This is a genomic window from Streptomyces sp. NPDC054872, from assembly GCF_053610705.1.
On sequence record NZ_JBSGYY010000025.1, the window covers coordinates 1 to 25,139 of the forward strand.

The 25,139-nt window shown below is 71.3% G+C and carries 23 protein-coding genes and 1 pseudogene; 10 read left to right on the forward strand and 14 right to left on the reverse strand.

The genetic code is table 11. The annotated features are described in order from the left end of the window. Positions 1-203 (forward strand): annotated as a pseudogene (locus ACWGIH_RS27200) (hypothetical protein); the annotation flags it as partial. 9 nt (positions 204-212) lie between these two features. Here ACWGIH_RS27200 and ACWGIH_RS27205 read toward each other — a convergent pair. The 4 genes from ACWGIH_RS27205 to ACWGIH_RS27220 form a co-directional block, all read right to left on the reverse strand. Then, positions 213-1,262: an NAD-dependent epimerase/dehydratase family protein gene (locus tag ACWGIH_RS27205; RefSeq protein ID WP_453451516.1), complete on the reverse strand. Its 1,050-nt coding sequence runs from the start codon at positions 1,260-1,262 to the stop codon at positions 213-215. A 121-nt stretch (positions 1,263-1,383) separates the two neighbouring features. Then, positions 1,384-2,814 carry a carboxyl transferase domain-containing protein gene (locus ACWGIH_RS27210; RefSeq protein ID WP_453451517.1) on the reverse strand — a complete coding sequence of 477 codons (1,431 nt, stop codon included), beginning with the start codon at positions 2,812-2,814 and terminating at the stop codon, positions 1,384-1,386. Further along, positions 2,807-4,258 (reverse strand): acyl-CoA synthetase, encoded by a 1,452-nt coding sequence (locus tag ACWGIH_RS27215; protein WP_453451518.1) that lies wholly within the window; start codon positions 4,256-4,258, stop codon positions 2,807-2,809. Before ACWGIH_RS27215 ends, ACWGIH_RS27210 begins: the two co-directional genes overlap by 8 nt. A 53-nt stretch (positions 4,259-4,311) precedes the next feature. Next, complete coding sequence (locus ACWGIH_RS27220; protein ID WP_453451519.1) at positions 4,312-5,595, reverse strand: SLC13 family permease; 1,284 nt, start codon at positions 5,593-5,595, stop codon at positions 4,312-4,314. 224 nt (positions 5,596-5,819) lie between these two features. Here ACWGIH_RS27220 and ACWGIH_RS27225 point away from each other — a divergent pair, with 224 nt between their 5' ends. Both ACWGIH_RS27225 and ACWGIH_RS27230 read left to right on the forward strand, forming a co-directional pair. Beyond that, positions 5,820-6,551 (forward strand): FadR/GntR family transcriptional regulator, encoded by a 732-nt coding sequence (locus ACWGIH_RS27225; RefSeq protein ID WP_453451521.1) that lies wholly within the window; start codon positions 5,820-5,822, stop codon positions 6,549-6,551. A 107-nt stretch (positions 6,552-6,658) separates the two neighbouring features. Beyond that, positions 6,659-7,345 carry an esterase/lipase family protein gene (locus ACWGIH_RS27230; protein ID WP_453451561.1) on the forward strand — a complete coding sequence of 229 codons (687 nt, stop codon included), beginning with the start codon at positions 6,659-6,661 and terminating at the stop codon, positions 7,343-7,345. Here ACWGIH_RS27230 and ACWGIH_RS27235 read toward each other — a convergent pair. The 8 genes from ACWGIH_RS27235 to ACWGIH_RS27270 all read right to left on the reverse strand — a co-directional run bounded on the left by ACWGIH_RS27235 (position 7,342) and on the right by ACWGIH_RS27270 (position 16,618). After that, on the reverse strand, positions 7,342-8,397 hold the full coding sequence (locus ACWGIH_RS27235) for a YncE family protein (RefSeq protein ID WP_453451522.1): 1,056 nt from the start codon (positions 8,395-8,397) through the stop codon (positions 7,342-7,344). The two genes, ACWGIH_RS27230 and ACWGIH_RS27235, sit on opposite strands and share 4 nt — an antisense overlap. 126 nt (positions 8,398-8,523) lie before the next feature. Beyond that, entirely contained in the window at positions 8,524-9,060 is a 537-nt protein-coding gene (locus tag ACWGIH_RS27240) for an NUDIX hydrolase family protein (protein WP_453451523.1), read from the reverse strand. Between the two features lie 15 nt (positions 9,061-9,075). Then, positions 9,076-10,143, reverse strand: a complete 1,068-nt coding sequence (locus ACWGIH_RS27245) for an iron-siderophore ABC transporter substrate-binding protein (protein ID WP_453451524.1) — start codon at positions 10,141-10,143, stop codon at positions 9,076-9,078. Continuing rightward, positions 10,143-11,996 (reverse strand): ABC transporter ATP-binding protein, encoded by a 1,854-nt coding sequence (locus ACWGIH_RS27250; protein WP_453451526.1) that lies wholly within the window; start codon positions 11,994-11,996, stop codon positions 10,143-10,145. The genes ACWGIH_RS27245 and ACWGIH_RS27250 overlap by 1 nt, the downstream gene beginning before the upstream one ends. Continuing rightward, on the reverse strand, positions 11,993-13,687 hold the full coding sequence (locus ACWGIH_RS27255; RefSeq protein ID WP_453451527.1) for an ABC transporter ATP-binding protein: 1,695 nt from the start codon (positions 13,685-13,687) through the stop codon (positions 11,993-11,995). Before ACWGIH_RS27255 ends, ACWGIH_RS27250 begins: the two co-directional genes overlap by 4 nt. A gap of 47 nt (positions 13,688-13,734) precedes the next feature. Continuing rightward, positions 13,735-14,586, reverse strand: a complete 852-nt coding sequence (locus ACWGIH_RS27260; protein ID WP_453451528.1) for an ABC transporter ATP-binding protein — start codon at positions 14,584-14,586, stop codon at positions 13,735-13,737. 5 nt (positions 14,587-14,591) lie between these two features. Next, complete coding sequence (locus ACWGIH_RS27265; RefSeq protein ID WP_453451529.1) at positions 14,592-15,632, reverse strand: FecCD family ABC transporter permease; 1,041 nt, start codon at positions 15,630-15,632, stop codon at positions 14,592-14,594. Continuing rightward, positions 15,629-16,618, reverse strand: coding sequence for a FecCD family ABC transporter permease (locus ACWGIH_RS27270; RefSeq protein WP_453451562.1), 990 nt, complete (start codon positions 16,616-16,618; stop codon positions 15,629-15,631). Before ACWGIH_RS27270 ends, ACWGIH_RS27265 begins: the two co-directional genes overlap by 4 nt. 252 nt (positions 16,619-16,870) lie before the next feature. Between ACWGIH_RS27270 and ACWGIH_RS27275 the strand changes: the two genes are divergently transcribed. The 4 genes from ACWGIH_RS27275 (at position 16,871) to ACWGIH_RS27290 (ending at position 19,718) form a co-directional block, all read left to right on the forward strand. Beyond that, a complete protein-coding gene (locus ACWGIH_RS27275) occupies positions 16,871-17,413 on the forward strand; it encodes an FABP family protein (protein ID WP_453451530.1) in 543 nt (180 codons plus the stop codon). A gap of 150 nt (positions 17,414-17,563) precedes the next feature. Continuing rightward, complete coding sequence (locus ACWGIH_RS27280) at positions 17,564-18,079, forward strand: lytic polysaccharide monooxygenase auxiliary activity family 9 protein (RefSeq protein ID WP_453451531.1); 516 nt, start codon at positions 17,564-17,566, stop codon at positions 18,077-18,079. Positions 18,080-18,153: 74 nt separating this feature from the next. Next, positions 18,154-19,233: an NAD(P)H-dependent amine dehydrogenase family protein gene (locus tag ACWGIH_RS27285; protein ID WP_453451532.1), complete on the forward strand. Its 1,080-nt coding sequence runs from the start codon at positions 18,154-18,156 to the stop codon at positions 19,231-19,233. Positions 19,234-19,238: 5 nt separating this feature from the next. Further along, on the forward strand, positions 19,239-19,718 hold the full coding sequence (locus tag ACWGIH_RS27290; protein ID WP_453451563.1) for a carboxymuconolactone decarboxylase family protein: 480 nt from the start codon (positions 19,239-19,241) through the stop codon (positions 19,716-19,718). A gap of 9 nt (positions 19,719-19,727) precedes the next feature. Here the strand turns inward: ACWGIH_RS27290 and ACWGIH_RS27295 are convergent, their stop codons facing one another. After that, positions 19,728-21,356, reverse strand: coding sequence for a GMC oxidoreductase (locus ACWGIH_RS27295; RefSeq protein WP_453451564.1), 1,629 nt, complete (start codon positions 21,354-21,356; stop codon positions 19,728-19,730). 154 nt (positions 21,357-21,510) lie between these two features. Continuing rightward, positions 21,511-22,497, reverse strand: a complete 987-nt coding sequence (locus tag ACWGIH_RS27300) for a polyphosphate kinase 2 family protein (RefSeq protein ID WP_453451533.1) — start codon at positions 22,495-22,497, stop codon at positions 21,511-21,513. 128 nt (positions 22,498-22,625) lie between these two features. Here ACWGIH_RS27300 and ACWGIH_RS27305 point away from each other — a divergent pair, with 128 nt between their 5' ends. Genes ACWGIH_RS27305 through ACWGIH_RS27315 form a run of 3 tightly spaced genes read left to right on the forward strand, consistent with a single transcriptional unit; the run spans position 22,626 to position 25,111 of the window. Then, complete coding sequence (locus ACWGIH_RS27305; protein ID WP_453451535.1) at positions 22,626-23,318, forward strand: winged helix-turn-helix domain-containing protein; 693 nt, start codon at positions 22,626-22,628, stop codon at positions 23,316-23,318. Beyond that, positions 23,315-24,619 carry an MFS transporter gene (locus ACWGIH_RS27310; RefSeq protein WP_453451536.1) on the forward strand — a complete coding sequence of 435 codons (1,305 nt, stop codon included), beginning with the start codon at positions 23,315-23,317 and terminating at the stop codon, positions 24,617-24,619. The genes ACWGIH_RS27305 and ACWGIH_RS27310 overlap by 4 nt, the downstream gene beginning before the upstream one ends. A 42-nt stretch (positions 24,620-24,661) precedes the next feature. Further along, positions 24,662-25,111, forward strand: coding sequence for a nuclear transport factor 2 family protein (locus tag ACWGIH_RS27315; protein ID WP_453451537.1), 450 nt, complete (start codon positions 24,662-24,664; stop codon positions 25,109-25,111). Positions 25,112-25,139 lie beyond the last annotated feature (28 nt).

Below are 25,139 nucleotides of genomic sequence, written 5' to 3' on the forward strand. Positions count from 1 at the left end.
GCCTCGCGCCGCCGCCCGCGCGTCGCCTCGCGCCGCCGCGCCCCGCCCCGCGCTCCCGGGCCGGCCTGCCGACGCCCCGCGCCGCCGGGCTGTCGCGCCGCCCGGGCCGTCAAACCCCGCCGCCCGGGCCGTCACCCCGCCGCCGGGGACCCGAGGCACCGCCCCTCAAGATGAAGCCCGCCTCGGGTGCCCCGCCGGTGTGAAGGATCCGGCTACCCCCGCAGCGCTGCCTTGGCGAATGACGTCATTCCCTCGGCGAAGTCCACTTCCGGCCGCCAGCCGAGCTCCGCCCGTAGGCGCCCCGAGTCCGCCGTGATGTGGCGGACGTCGCCGAGCCGGTACTCGCCTGTCACCGCCGGGGCCGGGCCGCCGAAAGCTCGCGCCAGTTCGTGGGCCATCTCGCCGACGGTGTGCGGCTCCCCGCTGCCGGTGTTGTACGCCGTGAACGCCCCCGCCTCCCGCTCGCGCACCGCCTCCAGCGCCAGCGCGTTGGCCGCCGCCACATCCCGTACGTGCACGAAGTCCCGGCGTTGGCCGCCGTCCTCGAAGACCTGGGGCGCCTCGCCCCGCTCCAGCGAGGAACGGAAGAAGGAGGCCACACCGGCGTACGGGGTGTCGCGGGGCATGCCGGGGCCGTACACGTTGTGGTAGCGCAAGGACACCGCGCGGCCACCGCTCGCCCGCGCCCACGCGGCGGCCAGATGTTCCTGCGCCAGCTTGGTGGATGCGTACACATTGCGCGGATCGGCGGGCGCGTCCTCACCCACCAGGCCGGGCCTCAACTCGGCCCCGCAGTCCGGGCAGCGGGGCTCGAAGCGCCCGGCGTCCAGATCCGCCGCCGCGCGCGGACCCGGCCGCACCACCCCGTGCCGTTCGCACGCGTAGCGCCCTTCGCCGTAGACCACCATCGACCCGGCGAGCACCAGGTCGCGTACCCCGGCCTCGGCCATCGCGGCGAGCAGCACGGCCGTACCCAGGTCGTTGCAGCCGACGTACGCGGGTGCGTCCGCGAAGTCCTTGCCGAGGCCCACCATCGCCGCCTGATGACACACCGCGTCCACCCCGCGCACCGCGTCCCGCACCGCGTCCCGGTCCCGGACGTCGGCCACGGTCCACCGCTGCCCGTCGGGCGCCCGCGGCGCGACGGCGTGCGCGGAAGGCAGCAGGGCGTCGTACACCTCCACCTCATGTCCGCGTTCGGTGAGGGCTTCGACCACGTGCGATCCGATGAACCCGGCGCCGCCGGTGACAAGTACGCGCATGCGGCCCACGCTAGGCGCGCCGAGCAGGGAAGACGGCCTGCGACGGGCCCACGTCACGGGTCCGTAAGAACCCCGCGGCGACGAGGCGTGACCAGGGGAGGGAAAGGAAGCGCGGAGGGGTTCAACCGTGCCGTGCCGTCACGATGCCGCGTGCCAGGCCGAGTTCCACCAAGTCCTGCGGGCGCAGACGGAGTTGCTCCGCCGTCGCTCTGACCTCCTCGTGCCCTCGTTTGAGGATCGCCGTGGCCTGCTCCGGGGCGATCACCGAGAAGTAGCTGTCCGGTGTCGCCCAGAGATTGTCCGGTGACGCGAGCGCGAGCGCCCCGCCCGAACCGCCCTCGCCGATGACCAGCGACGTGACCGGAACCGGTGAGGTGGCGACGGCGGCGAACAGATCGGCGATCGCCGCGCCCGCCCCCGCCCGTTCGGCCTCCGCCCCGTTGGCGGCGCCCGGGGTGTCGACGAGGGTCAGGACGGGAATCCCGAGCCGCCCCGCGAGCCGCACGAGTCGTGCCGCGGTGCGGTACCCGGCGGGCGTCGTCGCCGTCCCGCCCTGCGCCGCGAAGGCGACGGTCCGCCCTTCGCGCCGCCCGAACCCGCAGAGCATCCCCGGGTCCGAGCCCCCGCACCGGTCACCGCGCAACGGAGCCCGCTCCGTGAAGTAGGCGTCCAAATAGGCCTCCGCGCGCGGGCGTTCGCGGGCGCGGGCACGGCTGACGGCCTCCCAGCCGGTGGCGGGCAGGTCGCAGCGGCCGAGCGCGTCGGGCGGTTCGGGGGAGCCGAGCGCGTCGGGGGGCGCGGGGGAGCCGAGCGCGTCGGCCCCGGGGCGGGCGCCGCCGGGAGCGGACAGCAGACCGAGGCGCAGCGCCAGTGCCTCGCGCAACTCCTCGGGGCGTACGACGTCATCGATCGACCCGGCCGCGAGCTGGGCCTCGGCGGTGTAGGCGGTCGGATCCGCGTCCGCCGGCCGCACCCGGGACCCGGCGAAGCCGACCTGGCTGCCGGGCAGGGCGAGGATCAGGTCGGCGCCGGCCCCCAGGGTGGCCCAGCCGCCGCCCGTGGTCGGGTCACGCAGGACGGCGATCCGGGCCAGACCCGCAGCGCCGGTGAGCTCGGACTGCCGTGCGACGCGCTGAAGTTGGACCAGCGCGCGCATGCCCTCCTGCATGCGGCTGCCACCCGTCGCGATCAGCGAGACGACGGGCAGCCGGTGGTCCCGGGCGTGGCGGTGCGCGGCTTCCAGGCGGTCACCCGTGCGCTCGCCGAGGGAGCCGCCCAGGAAGGCGAACTCGAAGGAGACGATCACCGCGGGGGTGCCGCCCACGGTGGCGGCGCCGCAGACCACCGACTCCCGCTCGCCGGTGCGTTGTCCGGCGCGGGCGAGGGACTCCGCGTAGCCCTGCCAGTCGAGTGGCCCATCGGGCCGCCGGGAGGCCCCGGAAGCCCCCTCGGCCGACGGTAGTTCGCGAAAGGTGTTCCCGTCGGCCACCGCGGTGATGGCGGCGCGTGCGGTCGAGCGGAGGGCCGGGCCGGCAGGCGTCGGCTCAGGCATGGAGGGACCGCTTCATGATCTTTCCCATGTCGTTGCGGGGGAGCTCCGACAGGTAGCGAACCGTGCGGGGGCGCTTGTGCGGGGCGAGCTGGGCGGCCACGTGGTCCGCCAAGTCGGCTGCTGTGGGCGGCTGATCGGGATCGGTCGGCACGATCCAGGCGACGATGCGCTCGCCCAGGTCGTCGTCGGGTTCCCCGGTCACGGCGGCCTCTCGTACGCCCGGGTGCTCAAGGAGGGCGTTCTCGATCTCGCCCGCGCCGATCTTGTAGCCGCCGCTCTTGATGAGGTCGATGGCCTTGCGGCCGACGATGCGCACATAGCCGTCGTCGTCGCGCACCGCCATGTCGCCGGTGCGGAACCAGCCGTCGGCGGTGAAGGCGGCGGCGGTGGCGTCCGGCCGGTTCAGGTACTCGGTGAACAGATTCGGGCCGCGCACCTCGATCTCGCCGACCTCCTGCCGGTCCGAGGTCTCGGCGCCGGACTCGTCCACGAGCCGCAACTCCACTCCGCCCAGCGGCACCCCGACGGTTCCGGCGCGCGGTTCGCCGTCGGCCCGCACGCTCGTGTTCATCAGGGTCTCCGTCATGCCGTACCGCTCGATCACCCGGCGACCGGTGGCCGCCGCGATCCGTTCGTGGTCGTGGACGGGCAGCGCGGCGGACCCGGAGACCAGGATCCGTGCGCCGGACAGGGCCTTGGCGAGGCCCGGGTCGGTGGGCAGCGCCTCCGCGATGCGGTGGTACATGGTCGGCACGCCGAACAGCATCGTGGCCCCGTCGGTGAGTTCCCGCCGCACCCCCTCGACGGAGAACCGGCCCAGGTGCCGCACCGATCCGCCCCGGCGCAGCGGTCCGAGGATGCCGAGGATCAGTCCGTGCACGTGGAACAGCGGGAGCCCGTGCACCAGCACGTCGTCGGACGTCCACTGCCAGGCGTCCTCCAGGGCGTCCAGGGTGGTGGAGAGGGCCCGGCGGGGAAGTACCGCGCCCTTGGGCGGTCCCGTGGTGCCCGAGGTGTAGACGATCAGGGCGGGGGACTCGGGGTCGGGCTCGACGGGCGTGACCGCGGCCGTCGTACTGCCGGCGAGGTTGATGTCCGTGCGCTTCAACGCCCGCAGAGGCGCCGGGAGTTCGTCGCCGGGCGCCGCGAGCACCACCGTCGGGGCGCTGTCCGCCACGATGTGCCCCAGCTCGCGCTCGCCGATCTTCGGGTTCAGCGGCACCACGGGCACACCGGCGAGCAGCGCGGCCACCACACCGACGGCGGTCTCCAGGGTCGGTGTGGCCCACAGTGCCGCCCGGCGCGCCGAGCCGATCGATGCGGCCAGGGAGCCTGCCGTGGCGGCGAGCTCGGCGTAGGTCAGCGAGCGTTCGCCGAAGCGCAGGGCGGGGAGGTCGGGGCCCGCGACGAGGGCCGGGAAGAGGGGCGGATGGGGGGAGCTCACGCTGCGTATCTCCTTGGTTGTCGTCACGGGCCGTTGTCTTGTGCTGGTTCGTCCTACCCGAATCCTGGCACCACGAAGACGAGCCACACCGCGGCGGGCACCACGGCCACCACGATCCCGCCGTAGACCATCAGCTGCCGGAAGAAGCGCTCCCGGTCGACGTCCGGGGCGGCGGCGAGCACCAGCGCGCCGTTGGTGGAGAAGGGGCTGACGTCCACGACGGTGGCGGACACGGCGAGCGCCGCGATCATGCCGACCGCCCCGATCTCGCCCTGGGCCAGGAACGGTACGGCGAGCGGGATGAGCGCCCCCATGATCCCGACGGAGGAGGCGAACGCGGAGACGATCGCGCCGATGTAGCAGAGCAGTACGGCGGCGAGGAGCGGGACGCCGATGTCGGAGACGCCCTCACCGGCCCACTTGATGGTGCCCATCTCCTCAAGGACGCCGACGTAGGTCAGCACACCGCAGATGAGCAGCACGGTCGGCCAGGCGATCTCGCCGACGGCCTTGCGGCTGACATCGGGCCAGAACGCGCTCAGAAGCACGGCCAGCGTGATGGCGCTCAGGCCGGCGTCGAGATCGAAGGCCAGCACGGCGACGACGAGGGCGACCAGCGCGGCGAGCGTGGCGATCTTGGCCGGATCGAGCCGCGAACCGGCTTCGTTTTCGGCCGACTTGGCTTCTTCCGACGGCGGCTGCGCTGCTGCGGACCCGGCTTCCTCGGAGCGGCCGCCCAGCTTCAGCCCGCCGAAGAGGACGAAGACGATCCCGGCGATGATGAGGTTGACGACCAGTGAGGCGAGGAAGAGCACGACCTCGTTCCCCGGCAGGTTCTCGCGCTCCATGATGCCGTTGACGATCGACCCGTAGATGCTGATGGGCGAGAAGCCACCGCCTTGGGCTCCGTGCACGACCATGGCGCCCATCAGGAGCGGGCTGATGCCGTACCGGGCGGCGAAGCTGAGGGCGATGGGGGCGACGATCGCCACGGCGGCCGGACTGACCGCGCCGATCGCGGTGAGCGCCCCCGTGATCACGAACATCACCCAGGGGATCAGGGCGATCCGTCCGCGCACGAGGCGGATGGACGCGTGCACCAGCCAGTCGGTGGTGCCGTTGGCGCGGGCGATCGCGAACAGATAGGTCACGCCGACCAGGACGACGAAGAGGTCGCCGGGGAAGCCGGCGAAGATGCCGTCCGCATCGAGGTCGGCGACCAGTTCGCCGACCGCGAAGGCGGCGGCGAAGGCGAGCGCGCCCATGTTGATGGAGCGGGTGGTGGCGATCACGAAGACCACCACGAGTACGAGGATGGAGATGAGTTCGGCGGACATCGTGGGCTCCCGTCCCTGGGGCCGTCCCTCAGTGGCCAAGTGGCTGAGCCAATTTGGCCGTTGGCGGAACTCAGCGTCGGGGTATCGGTTTCGGCCGTCAAGAGATCGGACGCAAATTGGCTCAGCCACTTGCCCACTCGTCCACTGGATCGGCCGCTGTTAGGCTGCGGGACCATCGGCACGGGGACCGAAATCCGGCACTGAGGCCGATATGGGGGGTTGGGATGGCTGACGCACTGCGCCCCATGGGCAGGACGCGCCTTTACGAGCAGGTGCTCGACCGGCTGCGCGCCTACGTCGGCGAGGGCGGTCTGCGCTCCGGCGACCGGCTGCCGCCCGAGCGTGAACTGGCCCAGCGTCTCGGCGTGTCCCGCGCCTCCGTCAAGCAGGCCATCGTCGTACTGGAAGTGCAGGGCCTTGTCGAGGTGCGGCACGGCGGCGGCACCTACCTGGTCAAGGACAGCCTGGACGCCGAGCCCGTGGAGCGGCTCGTGGAACGCAGGCGCCGGCTGCCCGACGTCCTGGAGGCGCGCGAGGCCCTGGAGACCAAGCTCGCCGAACTGGCCGCGGAGCGCCGCACGGACGAGGACGTACGGGCGATGCGGGAGGCGCTCGACACGATGGCGCGGGAGATCGAGGCGGGTGAGCGCGGAGTCGAGGGTGACAGGCTCTTCCACGCCGCCGTGACCGCGGCCGCCCACAGCGTGCTGCTCGCCGAGTTCATGCGCTCCATCGCCGAGCAGATCACCGAGAGCCGCAACGAGTCGCTGCGCCAGGTGCGCCGTCCCGCCCGGTCCCTCGCCCAGCACCACGAGATCCTCGACGCGATCGAGGCCGGGCGGGGCCGGGCGGCGGCCGCCGCGATGCGCCGGCACGTGCGGACGGTGGCGAAGGTCCGGCTCCTCGACTGGAACCCGGACGAAGAGGCGAGCACGCCGGACCAGCCCGAGGGTTGATACCCGCGGTAACTCCCCTGCCGCACGGGTCTTTTCATTCGTCGCCCCAGACCTCACCATTCTCGGCTGAACGTGGTGAAGTCCGCCGGACCGAGGGGGAACCCGTGCTGCGCCGAATGTCCCTGCCGCTGACCGTCGCGGCCGTCGCCGCCCTGCTGCTGCCGCTGACCCCGGCAGCCCAGGCGGGCGAGAACCCGAAGGCCGCCCGCACTCCGGTGATCTTCGTCCACGGCTACAACGCCGACCCGGGCGTGTGGGGCTCCCTGCGGGAGGACTTCAAGGCGTCCGGATACACGGACGCGGAGCTGTTCTCCTGGGGGTACGACACCAGCCGGTCGGTGAACGAGGTGCTCTCCGGCCGCTTCGCCGCGTACGTCGAGGAAGTGCGCGCGCAGTCGGGCGCCGCCAAGGTGGACGTCGTCGCCCACTCCTTCGGGAGCCTCGTCACCCGCTGGTACGTCAAGCACGGCGGCGGCACCGCGACGGTCGCCCACTGGGCATCCCTCGCGGGCCCCAACCACGGCACCGCCACGGCCTGGGCCTGCGCCGCCTGGTCGCAGGCCTGCCGTGACATGACGCCGGGTTCGTACGTACAGGACGGGCTCGCGGAGGGCGACGAGACACCGGGAGGCGTCGCCTACGCGACCTGGTGGTCCCACTGCGACGAGGTCATCAACCCCGACAGCAGCGTGCGCGTCGACGGCGCCACGAACAACGCGGCCGGCTGCCTGAAGCACAACGACCTGCTGGGAGATGACGGGGTGTCACAGGGAGTGCGTGACTTCGTGGGCTAGTGGCGCACGCGGAAGCGGGTCATCAGGTCCTCGCCCGCGGGGCCCGAGGCCGACTTGTCGACCACGTAGGCGGTGCCCTTGTTCACGTGGACGTGGTTGGGCAGGGCCGCGGTGGTCACCGTCTTCACGACGGCGCCCTTGTGCGGGTCGACGACGGTGACGGTGGCGGAGAGGCGGTTGACGGCGAGGACGTGACCCGAACGGTGGTCGACGGCCACGGACTTGGTGCCCGCGCCCGATGCCACGGACCGGGTGACGGCGCCCTTGCGCAGGTCGACGACCGAGACGGTGCCCGCGGTCTGGTCACCGGTGTAGGCGGTGCGGCCGTTCTTCGAGAGCGCCACCGAGAGCGGACCGTCGCCGGTCGGGATGAGCCGCGGGCTCCCCGTACCTGCGGGGACCTCGATAATCCGGTCGCCGGTGTGGTCGGCCGCGTACACCGAGCCGGTCCGCTCGTTCACGGCGAGGCCCGTCGGTCCCGCACCGGGGACGGTGACGCGCCGCTTCTCCTTGAAGGTGCCGGAGTCGAAGGCGACGAGGGTGCCGTCGCCGAAGGCGCTCGCCCACACCAGGTCGCGCCGCTCGTCGACGACGATCTCCCGTGAGTGGTTCACGCCGGGCACGGTGGCGAGGTGCTTGCCGGTGCGCTGGCTGTAGACGGAGACGGAGTTGTCGCGGGTGTTCGTCGTCCAGACGGTGTTGTGCTCGTCGTCGACGGCGACGCCGTAGACGGACTGGACGGCGCCCGTGGCCGCGTTGGTCGCGGGCGCGTATCTCCGCTCCACCCGCAGCGAGTCCGGGTCGACCTTCAGCAGGCTGGAATCCGTGACGGGAGCGGGCGGCTGGCCCACCGAAGACGCGACCCAGAGCGCGTCGTTCCGCTCCGAGTACGCGGACTGATACAGACCCGGCGCGATCGGGGCGGTGGTCGCGGGCGAGCCGCCGCCCGTGGTGACGGCGCCCGCGGACCCGGTCGAGGCCAGGGCGCCGCCCGCGGCGAGGGACACGGCTATCGCGGTGGTACGGCGGGCCCGGCGGATGGTTGAGCTCATGCTGCGTCGATCTCCTTGGCAGGGGTGCCTCCGGAGGGAGGCACTCGCCGATCAACTTAGCCGAGCCTTACCTAATCCGTCACCGGGGGTTTCACCGGACGACTCGGGGCCCTCGCCGGACTCCGCTCAGGACAGGCAACCCGCGTGCGCGAGGGCCTGCTTGAGCAGTACGCCGTGACCGCCCGGCATCTCGTTCTGGACCACCACCGACAAGGCCTCCTGCGGGCTGAACCACGCCAGGTCGAGAGCGTCCTGGCGGGGACGGCAGTCGCCGGCGACCGGGACGACGTAGGCGAGGGACACCGCGTGCTGGCGGGGGTCGTGGAACGGCGTGATGCCTTGCGTCGGGAAGTACTCGGCGACGGTGAAGGGCTGCAGGGAGGCCGGGACGCGGGGGAGCGCCGCCGGGCCGAGGTCCTTCTCCAGGTGGCGCAGCAGGGCGTCCCGGACGCGCTCGTGGTGCAGGACCCGGCCGGAGACGAGGGAACGGCTGACCGAGCCGTCCCGCCCCATCCCCAACAGCAGTCCGATGCTGGTGACTTCGCCGCTGTCGTCGGTGCGCACCGGCACCGCCTCGACGTACAGGATCGGCATGCGCGCACGAGCCTGCTCGAGCTCGTCGGAGGTCAGCCAGCCGGGCGTGGTTTCGGTCGTGTCAGACATCGGCTGATCATACGTTCACTGGCTCCCGGCGTGCTGCTTCACCTTGGTCGCGGTGTCGCCGTCCACGGCCGACGCGAGCTGCGGAACCAGGCGCTCCAGCATGTACGGCAGGCTCAGGACCGACACGAAGGAGACGGAGTTGCCGTAGTCGCTCGCCTCCGCCACATAGACCTCACGGTCCTCCTTGGCCACGTCCAGATCGGCATAGAGGGCATTCCTGTCGAGCTTGGCCTCGTCCTTCGCGGGGTCCGTGGCGATCCACACGATCGCGTCGGTGTCCAGCAGGTCGGTGCGTTCCTTGCTGATGTTGGCACCGAACTCGTCGCCGATGACCTTGTCCAGGTCGCCCGGCAGGGTGAAGCCGAGGTCGGTGAGCACGCGGGAGCGGGGGTCCTGGCTGCCGAAGGCGAAGATTCCCTCGTACGGAGTGGCCATCACGGCACTGGACCCGGCGAACGCCGGATTCTCCTTGGCCGCGGTCTTGAACTCGGCCTCGACGCCCGTCACCAGCTTCTTCGCCTCGGCCTCCTGGCCGAGCGCCTTGCCGATGGTCTTGGTCTGCTGCTGCCACGGGACCCCGAAGTCGTTGTACTCCTTCGGCTGGGCGACCACCGGCGCGAACTTCGACAGGGTCGCGTACTGCTCCTTGGTGAGGCCTCCGTAGACCGCGAGGATCAGGTCGGGGTGCAGCGCCGCGATCTTCTCCGTCTGCGGGCCGGTGCCGGTGTCCTTCAGGACGGTCGGTGCCTTCGCGCCGCCGAGCTTGTCGGCGGCCCAGGGGCCGATGGCGCCCTTGTAGCCGCCGAGCCACTCGGTGGTGCCGACCGGTACCTCGCCCAGGGCGAGCACGGCGTCCTGGTCGGTGAGGCCGACGGTGACGATGCGCTTGGGCTCGGCCTTGACGGTGGTGCTGCCGTACTTGTGCGCGATGGACACCGGGAAGGCGCCGTTCGCGGACGCGGCGTCGTCCGACCCGGCGTCGGAGTCGTCACCCGAGCCGCAGGCCGTGGCGGTGCCGATGAGGAGGAGTGCGGAGGCGAGCGCGGTCGCGAGGCGGCCCGCGCGTCTGGGAGAGCCGAGCATCAGTCGTCGTCCTTCACGGTCGTGGTGTCGGTGCCGGCGTGCTGCGTGGGGGTCTTGTCGCTCGCGGTACGGGTGCCCGACCACGCCTGCCACAGGGAGGCGTAGGGCCCGGAGCCCGCGCGCAGTTCGTCATGGGTGCCGCTCTCCACGATCCGGCCCTCCTCCATGACGACGATCCGGTCCGCGGTCGCGGCCTGGGTGAGGCGGTGCGCGACGACCAGCGCGGTGCGTCCCTCGACCGCCCGGCCCGCGGCCTTCTCCAGGAGACGCGCCCCGGTGCTGCCCGCCTCGGCGGTCGCCTCGTCCAGCACGGCCACCGGCGGGTCGGCCAGCATCAGCCGGGCCAGGGCGAGTTGCTGGACCTGGGCGGAGGTGAGGCGGTGGCCTCCGTCGCCCACGACGGTGTCAAGGCCGTCGGGCAGGGCCTCGACCCAGTCGATGGCCTCGACGTCGGTCAGCGCCGTGCGCAGTTCGTCGTCGGTGGCGTCGGCGCGGGCCAGGCGCAGATCGTCCGCGAGCGGCCCGGCGAAGACGTGCGTCTCCTGGGTGACCAGGGCGACCGGAAGGCGGTCGTCGCCCCGGGTGCCGGTCAGGTGCACCGATCCGGAGGTAGGCCGGTGCACCCCCGCGATGAGCTTGGCCAGGGTTGTCTTGCCCGCGCCGCTCGGGCCGACCAGCGCCACCCGCTCCCCGGCCCGGAGCTTCAGGTCCACCGCTTGCAGGACGGGCTGCCCGGGCACGTACTCGTGGTCGATGCCGATCACGGTGACGGTGCCGTCCGGCTCCGCACCGGGCTCCCTGGGTGCGGCCCCGGTCCGCGCCACGGGCACGGGCTCGGGGGTGACCTCGTCGGCGACACCGACCAGGCGGGCGAGCGAGGCGGTCGCCGACTGCGCGTCGTCCAGAAGCACGAGCGCGGAGTTGACCGGCGTGAAGAGGCTGTGGAAGTAGAGCGCGGCGGCCGTCGCGGTGCCGATGGACACGGAGTCCGCGCGGACCAGGAGGAACCCGGTGACGAGGACCGCGGTGAGGCCGAGGTACTCGGCGACGTGCAGCCGGTTGTAGAAGTCCAGGACGAGCCGGATGCCGCGCATCTTCAGGGCGACCGCCGTCGAACTGCGCCGGGTCACCCGCGCGGTGTGCTCCTCCTCGATGCGGAAGGCCCGCACCGTGCCCGCGCCGGCGATGGTGTCGAGCAGCTGCTGCTGCTGGGCCCCGGTGGCGATGCGCTGCTGGGCGTAGAGCGGAACGGCGTGGCGGACGTACCAGCGGGCGGTGGACGCCTGGATGGGCACGGCGAGGAGGGTCGCGACCAGGAAACGCCAGTCGAGCGCCGCCATCGCCACCAGCGTCAGCAGGATGGCGAGCAGGGACCGGGCCAGTTCGGGCAGGGCGCTGCGCACCGCCTCGCCCACCACCGACACGTCCCGGGTCACCCGCGCGGTCAGGTCTCCTGCGCCGGCCTTCTCCACCTGTTCGAGCGGCAGCCGCAGGGCCCTCTCCACGAACCGCTCGCGCAGCTGCGCGAGCACGGTCTCGCCGAGCCGGGAGACGAGCGTCAGGCCGAGCGAGGTGGTCCCGCCGTGCACGAGGGCGACCAGGACCAGCAGGACGACGGGCAGCGTGAGGTCGCCCGCCGGGCGCTGCTCGGCCACCAGGTCGACGATGCGGCCGAGCAGCGGCTGGACCAGGAGGCCCACCGCGGTCGCCGCGATCATCACGGCGAAGCCGCCGACCGCCAGGCCGCGGTAGGGGCGCACCAGTTCACGGACCGCGGCGCGGGTGCGTGTCGCGGTGGCGGTGGGGAGCAGCTCGCGGGTGTCCGTGTGCTGCTCGGCCGGGGTCTCGTTCATGCCAACACCGCCGTGCGATAGGCCTCATGACGCTGGATCAGGTCTGCGTGCGGGGCCGTGTCGATGACCCGTCCCTCGTCCAGGAGGACCACCCGGTCGGTGACCGAGAGGAGCGCGGGGCTCGTGGTCACCAGGACCGTGGTGCGGCCCTTGCGGATCTCGCGGACACCGGCCGCGATGCCGGCCTCGGTCACGGCGTCCACCGCGGTGGTCGGATCGTGCACCACCAGGACGGGGGGCTCGGCGGCCAGTGCGCGCGCGAGGGCGACGCGTTGGCGCTGCCCGCCCGAGAGCGAGCGGCCGCGCTCACCGACCGGCGTGTCCTCGCCGTCCGGCAGGGTCCGGGCGACCTGGGCGACACCGGCCGCCGCCATGGCCTCTTCCGGGTCGGTGGCGTCGGACGCGGCGGCCGTGACGTTGTCGCGGACGGTGCCCTCGAAGAGGTCGGCGTCGTGTTCGGCGACCAGCATCGCCGTGCGCAGTTCGGCCGGGTCGAGGTCCCGCAGGGGGATGCCGTCCAGTTGCACGGTCCCGGTCTCCGGGTCGGTCCGCCGGGCCAGGCAGCGCAGCAGGTCGTTGGCGTGTGCGGGGTCCGTCGCGACCACGCCGAGCAGTTCGCCGGGCGCGACGTCCAGGTCCACGCCGCGCAGCCCGCCGTGCCGTACGCCGTCGAGCCGTACCGCTCCGCGCACCGGGAAGGGCAGGCTCCGGTCTCCGCCGGTGACGACGGGCTCCGCGGCGACGACCTCCGCGATCCGGCCGGCCGACGCCCGGCCCTGGGCGAACTCGGCGTTGACCCAGGCGAGCACCTCCAGCGGACCGAGGAGGAAGAGCGCGAGCCCCACCGCCGAGACCAGCTCGCCCAGGCTGATGCTGCCCTGCGCGGCGAGTCTGCCGCCGACCAGCGCGACGGCGGCGATCAGGCACCCCGTCAGGGCGAGGACCATGCCGCTCTGGAAGGCCTGCGCGCGTGCCGCCTTCAGGGTGGCACCCAGGGAGTCACGGCTCGTGGTGCGGTAACGGGCGATGGCAGCCGACTCACCGCCGATGCCCTTGAGGATCCGCAGGCCCGTCACCAGGTCGGCGGCGACGGCCGACGCGTGGGCCGCCCGCTCCTGCTCGGCCTCGCTGCGGCTCTCGAGCGGTTTGCTCAGGAGGTGCCCGAGCCACAGCAGCACCGGCGTGCCGAGCAGCACGACGAGGCCGAGCGTCAGCGACATGCGAAGCAGCACGACCGCGCAGGTGAGGATGCCGGTCAAGGCCGAGATCCCGGACATCAGGGCCATGTTGACGGCGCCGACGCGCTTGGCGTCCTCGGTCGCGATGTTCGCGAGAGCGCCGGGCAGCCGCCCGTCCTCGGCCCCGCCGCCGGGATGCAGGATGCGTCGTACGAGGGAGACGCGCAGGGTGTGCTCGGCGCGGGCGGCGGAACGCTCACCGGCCATGGCGCCGAAGCGGAAGCTCAGCGCGAGCGCGACATAGCCCACGGCGAGGACGCCGAGACACATGAGCAGGGCGCCGGTGTCGGAGTCGGTGACGGCCTGGTCGATCGCGACACCGATCAGGACGGGGACCAGCGCCTCGCCTATCTGGTGCCCGGAACCCAGCACCGAGCCCACGGCGACATCGCGCCGCTGGCCCCGTATCGACTCTCTCAGGACGTCCCGCCCCGACGGACTTGAAGAACTCACCCGCCACCTCTCCAGGGCCGGACAGTAAAAATCTAGGTGAGGCTACCCTAAGTCGATTCGCCGTGGTGACGTCCCATGGGAATGACCAGCGGTGTCCCGCTGACCGGGTCCGGGGTGATGCGGCACCGCAGGGAGAAGACGTCACGGACGAGGTCGGCGGTGATCACCTCGGCCGGGGGGCCCTCGGCCGCGATCCGCCCCGCCTTCATGGCGACGACATGGTCGGCGTACCGGCAGGCCTGGTTGAGGTCGTGCAGGACCATCACGACGGTGCGGTGCTCGCGGCGGTTGAGATCGGTGATCAGGTCGAGCACGTCGATCTGGTGCGCCAGGTCGAGATAGGTCGTCGGTTCGTCGAGGAGCAGTACGGGGGTGCCCTGGGCGACCGCCATGGCGATCCAGGCGCGTTGGCGCTGCCCGCCGGAGAGCTCGTCGACGGGACGGTCCGCGAGATCGGTCATGCCGGTCGCGGCCAGCGCCTCGTGCACGGCGCGCTCGTCGGACTTCGACCACTGCCGCCACCAGGTCTGGTGCGGCGAGCGCCCGCGGTTGACCAGGTCGATGACGGTCAGGCCCTCCGGGGCGACCGGGCTCTGGGGCAGGATGCCGAGACGCCGGGCCAGCTCGCGGCTCGGTATGGAGCGCAGCTCGCGGCCGTCCAGGTGGATGCTTCCCTCGCGGGGCGCGAGCAGCCGGGCCAGGGCACGCAGGAGGGTGGACTTGCCGCAGGCGTTGGCGCCGACGATGGCCGTGATGCGGCCCGGCGGGACCGACAGATCGAGTCCGTCCACGACGAGGCGGCTGCCGTACGCCAGGCGCAGGCCGTCGGCCCGCAGGTCCACGTCGGCGGCCTCCGCGGGACCGGGGCCGGAGTTGGTCGACAGGGAGTCAGCCGACATGGGGGTCAACCTCCAGAACCCGCGCGGTTCGCGCGGACGAGCAGCCAGAGCAGGATCGGCGCGCCGAGCACGCCGGTGACGATGCCGACCGGCAGTTCCGTGCCGGTGACGAGGGTGCGGGCGAGGAGGTCGCTGCCGAGGACGACCACGGCCCCGGTCAGGCCCGAGGCGAGCGTGGGCGGCCACGCGGTGCGGGCCAGGCGTTGGGTGATCTGTGGTGCGGCGAGCGCGACGAAGGCCACGGGCCCGGCGGAGGCGGTGGCGAAGGCGACGAGGCCGACCCCGGCGAGCAGGACGGCCAGGCGCACCGGCTGCACCCGGGTGCCGAGCCCGGTGGCCACGTCGTCGCCGAGCTGCAGGGTGCGCAGCAGCCGTCCCAGGAGCAGCGCCGTCGGCAACAGGACCGCGAGGGCGATCGCGAGCGGCCCGACCTGGCCCCACGTGCGCCCGTTGAGATTCCCGACCAGCCAGCCGAGCGCGGCCTGCGCCTGGAACCGCCCGCCCTTGGCCACGAGATAGTCGGTGGCGCTGGTGCAGATCCAGGCCACCCCGATGCCGACCAGGATGATGCGGTAGCCGGTGGCGCCGCGTCGCCAGGCGAGGGCGTACACGACGAGCGCCGTGGTCAGCGCGCCGAAGAGCCCGAGCGCCTGGGTGCCGAGACCGCCGTCCCAGCCGAGGACGATTCCCGCGACGACGGCGGTGCCCGCACCCTGGGTCAGGCCGATCATGTCGGGGCTGGCCAGCGGATTGCGCGTCATGGTCTGGAACAGCGCGCCCGACACACCGAAGGCGATCCCGGCGAGCAGTCCCACCAGGGCGCGGGGCAGCCGCAGTTCCTGGACGACGAGTACGGTGCCGGGGTCGCCGGAGCCGACCAGGGCGCGCACGACATCGGCGAAGGCGATGGGGTAGTCGCCGATCGAAAGCCCCCAGCAGAACAGCAGGAAGGTGGTGACGGCGAGCGCCGTGCCCAGCGCGAGCAGCCGTGGGCGGAGGATCCCGGAGACCGGCGGCACCGTCAGCCGGAAGGTGGTCGTGCTCATACCTCCGCCAGGTGGCGTCGGCGGACCATGGCGATGAAGAACGGGCCGCCGATGAAGGCGACGATGACACCCGCCTGGATCTCGGTGGGCCGGGCGAGGACCCGCCCGACGATGTCGGCGGCGAGCAGCAGACACGGGGCAAGCACCGCCGACAGCGGAAGCAGCCACCGGTGGTCGGGGCCGATGCCCGCCAACTGGGCCAATACGCGCGCTATATGAGGGACGATCAGCCCGATGAAGACGACCGGTCCGATCACGGCGACCGCCGCACCGGTCAGCAGCGTGACCGCGGCGACGCCCTGGAGCCGGACGAGGCCGAGCCGCCGCCCGAGCGAGGCCGCCACGTCGTCGCCGAGGGCCAGGCTGTTGAGCGCCGGTGCGCACGCCAGGGCGAGGGCCGTGCCCACGGCGATGAACGGCAGGATCCGCAGGACCGTCGCACCGTCCTGGTCGGCCATCGAACCGGCCGAGAAGAAGCGGTAGCGGTCGAGGGCGTCGGGGTCGGTGAGGGCGATCGCACTGGTGAGGGAGGAGAGCAGCGAGGTCACCGCGACGCCGGAGAGGGCCAGTTTGACCGGCGTCAGGCCGGAGCGGCCCAGCCTGCCGAGGGCGTAGACCAGGACGCTCGCCGCGAGAGCACCCGCGAAGGCGAACCAGACGTACCCGTGGAACGAGCCGATCCCGAGCACCCCGACGGCGAGCACGATGGCGAAGGAGGCACCGGCGCTGACGCCCAGAATGCCCGGGTCCGCGAGCGGATTGCGGGTCAGGGCCTGCATGAGCGCTCCGGAGATGCCGAGGGCCGCGCCCGCCGCGAGGCCGAGCGTGGTGCGGGGCACCCGTGCGGACCAGACGATGTTCTCCACGAGCCGGGTCGGCGCGTGGCCGAAGAGGGCGCGTACGACCTGATCCGGGGCGACGGCGGCCGCGCCGACGGCGAGCGACAGCACACAGAGCACGGCGAGGACGGTGCAGAGCAGAGCCACGAGAAGGGCTGGGCGGACCTTTTTGCGCTCCGTCACCTTACGGTCTCCAACGGCCAACTCCCTTGGAAGCGGCGGGACTTGGGCGTGGTGCGGGACGCGGGTCGCGCCGAAGCCGGGCCGGTGGATTAGGTTACCCTAACTTTTCGGCCACCGACGGTGTGGGCCTTCGTCGTTCCCGCCGCCTCCCGGTTCACGGTCCTGAGGGCCCCTAGGCTTCTCCTGGCATCGGCCCCCGACCTTGGAGCGCACACCGTGTTCGACCCCGCACCGGAGCACCCGTACCCCGACAGTCAGCGGCCGGACGAGGCGCCGACGCCGCACGCGCTGCTGGCGCCGGTGCTCGGTCTGCTGGGTACCTGGCACGGACGGGGCCAGGGCGAATACCCGACCCTCGACTCGGACTTCAGGTACGCCCAGGAAGTCACCTTCAGCCACGACGGCCGCCCCTTCCTGCGCTACGAGGCACGGGCCTGGCTCCTGGACGCGGACGACGCACCGCTGCGGCCGTCCGCGCGGGAGAGCGGCTGGTGGCGGCTGCAGCCCGACGGCCGGGTGGAGGCGCTGATCACCCAGCCCACCGGCATCGCGGAGATCGCGGTGGGCCACGCGGGCGGCGGCACGATCGATCTCTCCACCAGTGAGGTGGCCCGCACCCCCACCGCCAAGGAGGTCAAGGCCACCCGCCGCCGCTACACGCTCACCGACGACGGCGAACTCACCTTCGTCCACGACCTCGAAGCCGTCGGGCAGCCGCTGCAGCACCACCTCGCGGCACAGCTGCGCCGCAGCGCCTAGAACACCGCAGTCCGCTTCCCGCACGTGGCCCGAAAGCAGCCTTGACCGAGCCTCGCCAAAGTCTATGGTCTGGACTAATGGGCCATCGTGAACATCTGGCCCCGACTCTTCACGCACACCCCCACTCAAGAGCGCCGTGAAGGAGTACGCATGCACAGGAAGCGGAAGTTGGCCGCCATGATCGGTGCGGGGCTCGCACCGGTCCTCGCCCTCACCCTGCCGACGGGCTCGGCCAGCGCGCACGGATACGTCAACGCACCGGCGAGCAGGCAGGCGCAGTGCGCCGCGCGCACGATCGCGTGCGGCGACATCAAGTACGAACCCCAGAGCGTCGAGGGGCCCAAGGGCCTGCGGAGCTGCAGTGGAGGCAACGCGAGGTTCGCGGAGCTGAACGACGACAACAAGGGGTGGAAGGTCAGCGACGTGAGCAGGACGCAGACCTTCACCTGGACGTTCACCGCACGGCATCGCACCGCGAACTACGAGTACTTCGTCGACGGCACGAAGGTCGCGACGATCGACGGCGGCAACCAGCAGCCGCCGGCCACCGTCTCGCACCAGGTCAACCTCGGCAGCGCCACCGGAAGGCACAAGGTGCTCGCGGTCTGGAACATAGGCGACACGTCGAACGCTTTCTACGCGTGCATCGACGTGAACATCCGTTAGGTCCCACGTCGTTGGTGGAAATCTCTGCGGTCATGGCCCTATGAACTGATACGCCCTCTGGCTACCCTCCGCGCATGATTTCCACGGTTGTCTGGGGTACCGGAAATGTCGGCCGCGCGGCCATACGTGCCGTGGAGGCCCACCCCGCGCTGAAGCTCACGGCCGTGCTCGTCCACAGTCCCGACAAGGTCGGCCGCGATGCGGCCGACCTCGCCGGTCTCCAGGGGCAGTTGGGCGTCACGGCGACCGACGACATCGACGCGGTCCTCGCGGCCTCGCCCCAGGCGGTGGTGTACGCCGCCTCCGGCGACATCCGCCCCGACGAGGCCCTCCACGACGTCGGCAGGGCGATCAGGGCCGGCGCCGTCGTCGTCACCCCCGCCCTGTACGCGCTCTACGACCAGCGCAACGCCCCGCCCGAACTGCGCGATCCGCTCCTCGCCGCGGTCGCGGAGGGCGGCGGATCCCTCTTCGTGTCCGGCGTCGACCCCGGCTGGGGCAACGACATACTGCCGCTGCTGATCAGCGGACTCGGCAGCACCGTCGACGGGATCCGCTGCCAGGAGATCTTCGACTACTCCACGTACGACCAGGAGGATTCCGTACGCCATCTGATCGGCATGGGGCATCCGATGGACTACCAGCCCCTGATGCTCGCCGAGACCATCCCGACCATGGTGTGGGGCGGGCAGATCCGGCTGATGGCCAGGGCGCTCGGCGTCGAACTCGACGACATCCACGAAACGTTGGAGCGGCGCGCGCTCGACACCTCGGTGAGCACCAGGACGATGGGTGACTTCGAGGCGGGCACCCAGGGCGCCGTGCGCTTCGAGGTGCAGGGCATCGTCGAGGGCGAACCCCGCATCGTCATCGAGCACGTCACCCGCATCCACCCGTCCTGCGCACCGGACTGGCCCACGCCGCCCGACGGCGCCGGGGCGCACCGCGTGATCATCGAGGGCCGCCCGCGCATCGAGGTGACGGTCGAGGCCACCGACGAGGGAGAGAACCGGTCGGCGGGCGGCAACGCCACCGCGGTCGGCCGCCTCGTCGGCGCCATCGACTGGCTCGTGGACATGGACCCCGGACTGTACGACGCGCTCGACGTCCCGCTGCGCCCCGCGACCGGCAAGCTCGGAAGGAGCAAGCAATGAGCTCGATGCACATAGACATCCCCGAGGGGCAGGAGCCGATCGGGTACGTGTGGGGTGAGATGGTCCCCGGGATCGGCATGGCCGCGGCGAACTTCTCGCTGTCGGTGTACGAGCACACGACGCTGGGGCTAAGGGAGTTCGAGGCCGCGCGGCTACGCGTCGCGCAGATCAACGGGTGCCTGTTCTGCCTCGACTGGCGCACCGAACGCGAGGGCGAGAAGGTCGAGGAGGAGTTCGCCGAAGCGGTCACCCAGTGGCGCACCACCGACGCCTTCGACGACCGGACACGTCTTGCCGCCGAGTACGCCGAGCGGTACGCCCTGGATCACCATGGCCTCGACGAGGAGTTCTGGAAGCGGATGACCGCGCACTACACCCAGCGCGAGATCGTGGAGCTGAGCATGAGCATCGGTTCCTGGCTGGCCTTCGGCCGGCTCAACCACGTGCTGGGTCTGGACGCGGTCTGTGTGCTTCCCGGCCACTGAGGAGCGGTGCTACACATCAGTGGCGATGATCTTCTCGATGTTGCGTTCGGCGAGCGCCGTGATGGTGACGAACGGGTTGACGCTCGTGTTGCCGGGGATCAGCGAGCCGTCGATGACGTACAGGCCTGAATATCCGTGCAGGCGACCGTAGTTGTCGGTGGCCTTGTTCAGGACGGCGCCGCCGAGCGGGTGGTAGGTGAGATGGTCGCCCCAGATCTTGTACGTGCCGAACAGATCGGTGCGGTAGATCGTCCCCTCCTTTGAATTGATCTTGTCGAAGATGGTCTTGGCGGCATCGATGGACGGCTGCTTCCAGGCCGTCTGCCAGTTCAGCTCCACCTTCCCCGCCGCCGCGTTCCAGGAGAAGGCGGCACGGTTCGGGTTCTTGGTGATGGAGAGATAGAACGAGGCGTAGGTCTCGATGCCGGTGGGCAGCGGCGCGACCTCGGCGAACGCGCCACCGGCCGCCCAGTTGTCGATGCCGGCGGTGGGGATGGACGACTGGACCTTGCCGGTCGCGTCCCACATGTGGTTGGCGCGACCGCACATGACGTTGCCGTTGTCGCCCCAGCCCTTGCCGATCTCTCCGTTCAGCTGGGGCAGCGCGCCGGTGGCCTTCAGTTTGACCAGCAGTTTGCTGGTGCCGACACTGCCTGCCGCGAAGAACACCTTCTGCGCCGTGACGGTCTTGGTGGCGGTGGCGGTGCCGCTGGTGTTGAGCTGCTCGATGACGACGGTGTAGCCGCCGCCGGACGCGGGGGAGACCGAAGTGACCTTGTGCAGCGCGGAGATGGTGACCCGCCCGGTCGCGGTGGCCCGGGCGATGTAGGTCTTCTGCAGTGACTTCTTGCCGTAGTTGTTGCCATAGAGGATCTCACCGGCGACCGCCGACTTGGGGACTGTGCCGGCCGCCTCCTGCTTCATGTAGTCCCAGTCATAGACACCGGGCACGAAGACGAACGGGAAGCCGGAACGCTGGGCGTGCTTACGGCCGACCCGGGAGTACTGGTAGCAGTCGACGCTGTCGAACCAGGCGGGGTCGATGGTGCTGACGCCGAGACCGGCGTTGGCGCGCGGATAGTAGGTGGAGTACATCTCGTCGGCGTTGACCGAGGGGAGGACGGCGCCGAAGTTCTCGCGCTTGGGCGTGACCGCCATGCCGCCGTTGACCAGGGAGCCGCCGCCGACTCCGCGGCCCTGGTAGACGAGGATCCCGCCCATGTCCTCGGCGTCGAGGATCCCGGTGTAACGGGGGATGGTCTTGTCGATCGGGAAGCCGAGGAAGTTGCTCAGGGGCTGTTTGGTCTTGGTGCGCAGCCAGTAGGAACGGCCGTCGGGTGAGGTCGTGTGGGCGAAGATCTTGCCGTCGGAGCCGGGGGTGTCCCAGGCCATGCCCATCTCGACCATGTGCACGTCGACGCCTGCCTGGGCGAGGCGCAGGGCGGCGACGGAGCCGCCGTACCCGGTGCCGATGATCAGCACGGGGACGCGGGCTCCGTCACCGATGGGTCCGGCGGCGGATGCGGCGTACGTCTGGGCCGCGGGGGCGAGTGTCGCGAGGGATGCGACGCCAAGAATAGAACTGGTTCCAGCTATGAATCTTCGGCGTGAAACGCCTCCGGAACCGTTAGAACGCATGGTGGTGCCACTCATGTGACGTTCCTCACTCTCGTAGGAATGGGAACGAGTTCTACTGCTTGTTGCGCGCTAAGTCACTGCATACCTAGAAGTAACTTCTGCCCGATCTTGTCGGAGTGATCTTTAATGTCCGATCTTGTGCCCGCGTGGTGCCCTATGCGGCACCTTCGCCCGCGAGCAGCTCGCGCGCCGCCGCCACGTCGAAGTCCGCCTTCGGGTACTGCGGATCGAGCGCGGTCAGGTGCTCGAGGAGCAGACCGCTGATCGCCCAGTTGCGGTACCACTTGCGGTCCGCCGGGATGAGGTACCAGGGGGCGTCCGCCGTGGAGCATCGCTCGAGAGCGATCTCGTACGCCTCCTGGTAGGCGGGCCACAGGGCGCGCTCCTCGATGTCGCCCGGGCTGAACTTCCAGTGCTTGTCCGGATTGTCGAGACGTTCGAGCAGGCGGCGGCGCTGCTGTTCGTACGAGATGTGCAGGAAGCACTTGATGACCGTGACGCCGTCGTCGGTGAGGCTCTGCTCGAAGTTGTTGATCCTGCCGTAGCGGCGGCCGAGGTCGCTGGGCGGGACCAGTTCGCGTACGCGGGCGATCAGGACGTCCTCGTAGTGCGAGCGGTCGAAGATTCCGATCTCGCCGGGCACGGGGAGCGCCTGGGTGATGCGCCAGAGGAAGGGGTGGTTCAACTCCTCGGGTGTGGGCGCCTTGAAGGCCCGGATCCGACAGCCGGAGGGGTTGAACTGGCCGATGACGTGCTTGACGGTGCCGCCCTTGCCGCTGGTGTCCATCCCCTGCAGGACGAGCAGCACGCGGCGGCGGTCGCCCGCGGTGCTCGCCGCGTAGAGCCGCTCCTGCAGGTCGGCGAGCCGTTCGCCCGTCCGGGCGGTGGCCAGGAGCCCGGCGGCCTTGTCCGCGGGCCCGCCGGGAGTCGCGTCGGCGGCGTACGAGGTGAGGCTGACGCGCTCGCCCTCGGGGACACGGAGGAGTTCGCGGAGCGGGGTGGGGGGCTCGGGGGTCCTGGTGGCCCCGGAGGTCTTGTGGTGCTTCTTGCCGGCGCCCTTGGTGTCGTTGCCCTGCTTGCCCTGCTTCTTCTGGCCCTTCGGCTTCTTCCGGTCCTTCTTGTCCTTCGTGTCCTTGGCCACTGGGCGGCCCCTTCCTCCGGTGTCCCTCGATGGTGGGTCAGGGGGCGGGTGCCCGCCAGCCGGATCGGGGCTGCGGCGAAGCCTGCGTAAGCCTTGTAAAGGAACCTTTCTAAAGATAGCTTTACATCATGGAGGAGACCCCGGAAGCCCAAGGCGACCCCAGGCCGACCGAGCGCAGCATTCGCCTCACCGATCCCCGCGCCCTGCGGGCGTACGCCCACCCCACGCGCATGGCCCTGGTCGGTCTGCTGCGGCGGAGCGGACCGTTCACGGCCACCCGTGCCGCCGAGCTGACCGGCGAGTCCGTGGCCAGCTGCTCGTACCACCTGCGGATACTGGCGAAGTACGGGCTCGTCGAGGAGGCGCAGGGGGGCCGCGGGCGCGAGAAGCCGTGGCAGGCGACCGCCCGGTTCACCGACTGGCCCGGCCACAGCGAGGACCCGTCCGTCGCCGAGGCGTCGGACGCGTTGAGCGCGGCGGTAGCCCGGCGGTACTTCGAGCGGGCCGTCCGGGCGATGGAGGAACGCCACCGGCTGCCGCGCGCCTGGCGCGAGGCGGAGCAGTTCAGTGACTCGCTCCTCCACCTCACCCCCGAAGAGCTGACCGGCATCAGCGAGCGCATCGAGGCGCTGCTGCGGCCCTACGAGGACCGCGAGGGCGACCCGGACCTGCGCCCAGAAGACGCGCGCCCCGTCAGCCTGGTGCGGCTGGCCTTCGTCGACCGGGAGATCCCTGAGGAAGTCCCGGACGCCGACGAAGCGGATGGCGGCGGTGCGGATGGCGGCGGTGCGGGGAGCGACGCCACGAGGACCGGCGGGTGAAGCTCAAGGAGCGCATACCCGAGCTGCTCCGTGAGCGGACCTTCCGCCGCTACTGGACCGGGCAGACCGTCTCGCTCATCGGCGACGAGATATCACTGATCGCCATCCCGCTCGCCGCCGTGCTGGCCCTCGGCGCCGACGCCGCCGAGATGGGCTGGCTCAAGACCGCCGAGCTGCTGCCCGCACTCCTCCTCAACATCCCGCTCGGCGCCTGGGTCGACCGGACGGCGCGGCGAAGGCACGCCATGATCGCCGCCGACCTGGCGCGCGCGGCCCTGCTCCTGACGCTTCCGCTCGCTCATCTGCTCGACATCCTCACCCTCGGGCAGCTCTACCTGACCGCCTTCGGCATCGGCGCGCTGACCGTGCTCTTCGACGCCTGCAACGCCACGCTGTTCGTGGCGCTGGTGCCGAGCGAGCGCTATGTGCAGGCCAACTCCCTGGTGCACGGCAGCCGTTCGATGTCGTGGCTGGCCGGGCCCGGGGCGGGCGGGCTGCTCGTGCAGTTGCTCACCGCTCCCTTCGCCCTGTTCGCGGACGCCCTCACCTACCTGGTCTCGGCGCGCCAGTTGTCCCGCATCAAGCCGGTCGAGCCCGAACCGGCCCCGGTCGCCAAGGGACACTTCACGGCGGGACTGCGCTGGGTCTTCGGGCAGCCGACCATGCGGGCACTCTTCGCCTGGTCCGGCACGATCCAGTTCTTCAACTACATGTTCCATACGCTCTTCGTGCTGTACGTGACGGTCGAACTCGGCCTGAGCGCGGGCGTTCTCGGCGCGATACTCGGCGCGGGGGCCGTCGGCGGACTGCTGGGTGCCGTGTTCAGCGGACGGGTCGTACGCCGCTTCGGCATCGGACCGTCGATCATCGTCGGCTCCGTGGGCTTCACCCTGCCGCTGGTGCTCATCCCTCTCGCGGGCGGCCCGCTGCCGCTGGTCGTCACCACGCTCTTCGTCGCCGAATTCCTCAGCTGTGTCGGGGTGATGGTCATCGACGTCGCCGCCGCGTCGCTCCAGATGGCGCTCATCCCCTCCGCCATCCGCTCCCGGGTGATGGGCGCCCAACGCACCCTGAACCACGGTTTCCGCCCGCTGGGGGCGCTGACCGCGGGCGTCCTCGGCACGGCCATCGGCCTGCGCCCCACGCTCTGGATCGGCACGGCGGGAGCGGTCCTCGCGGTCCTGTGGCTCCTGCCGTCGCCCGTACCGGGCACCCGTGAGCTGCCCGAGCCCGCCGAAGACGCCGTGCGGGTCCAGGGGCGTGTTGCGGAAGTGCCGACCGTGCAGCACAACGATGTCTGATTGCCGCCAGCACGGTCCTGCCGTGGTCCTCATGCTGGCGGCATGACGATGTCATCCACTACAGAGTCGGCAACAGTTCTCACCGGTATGTATGCGGCTGAGGCGGAGTACCTGGCGGCGGGAGGCCCTGGCGAGGCTTCGTTCGACCTCCTCGCCCCCTTCTTCGCGCCGGATGTCGAGCTGCATCAAGCAGATGCCCTGCCCTACGGAGGCACTTGGCGTGGGCACAACGGCATGACGCGATTCTTCCTGATGATGGGAGAGGTGTGGGAGTCGTTCGAGATGGTGGAACAGGATTTCCTGGCCACCGGAGAGACCGCGGTCGTGCTCACACAGGTCCGTGCTCGCGCTCGCGCGACCGGCCGTGAACTCAGCTTCCCCATCCTGCAGGCGATCACGGTCAAGGGCGGGCGGATCACCGAGGTCCGTCCGTTCTACTGGGACACGCGGGCCATCGCCGATGCCTGCGCCGTGCCGACACCGACAGACTGAGGCCGACGGCAAACCCACTGTCACAGCC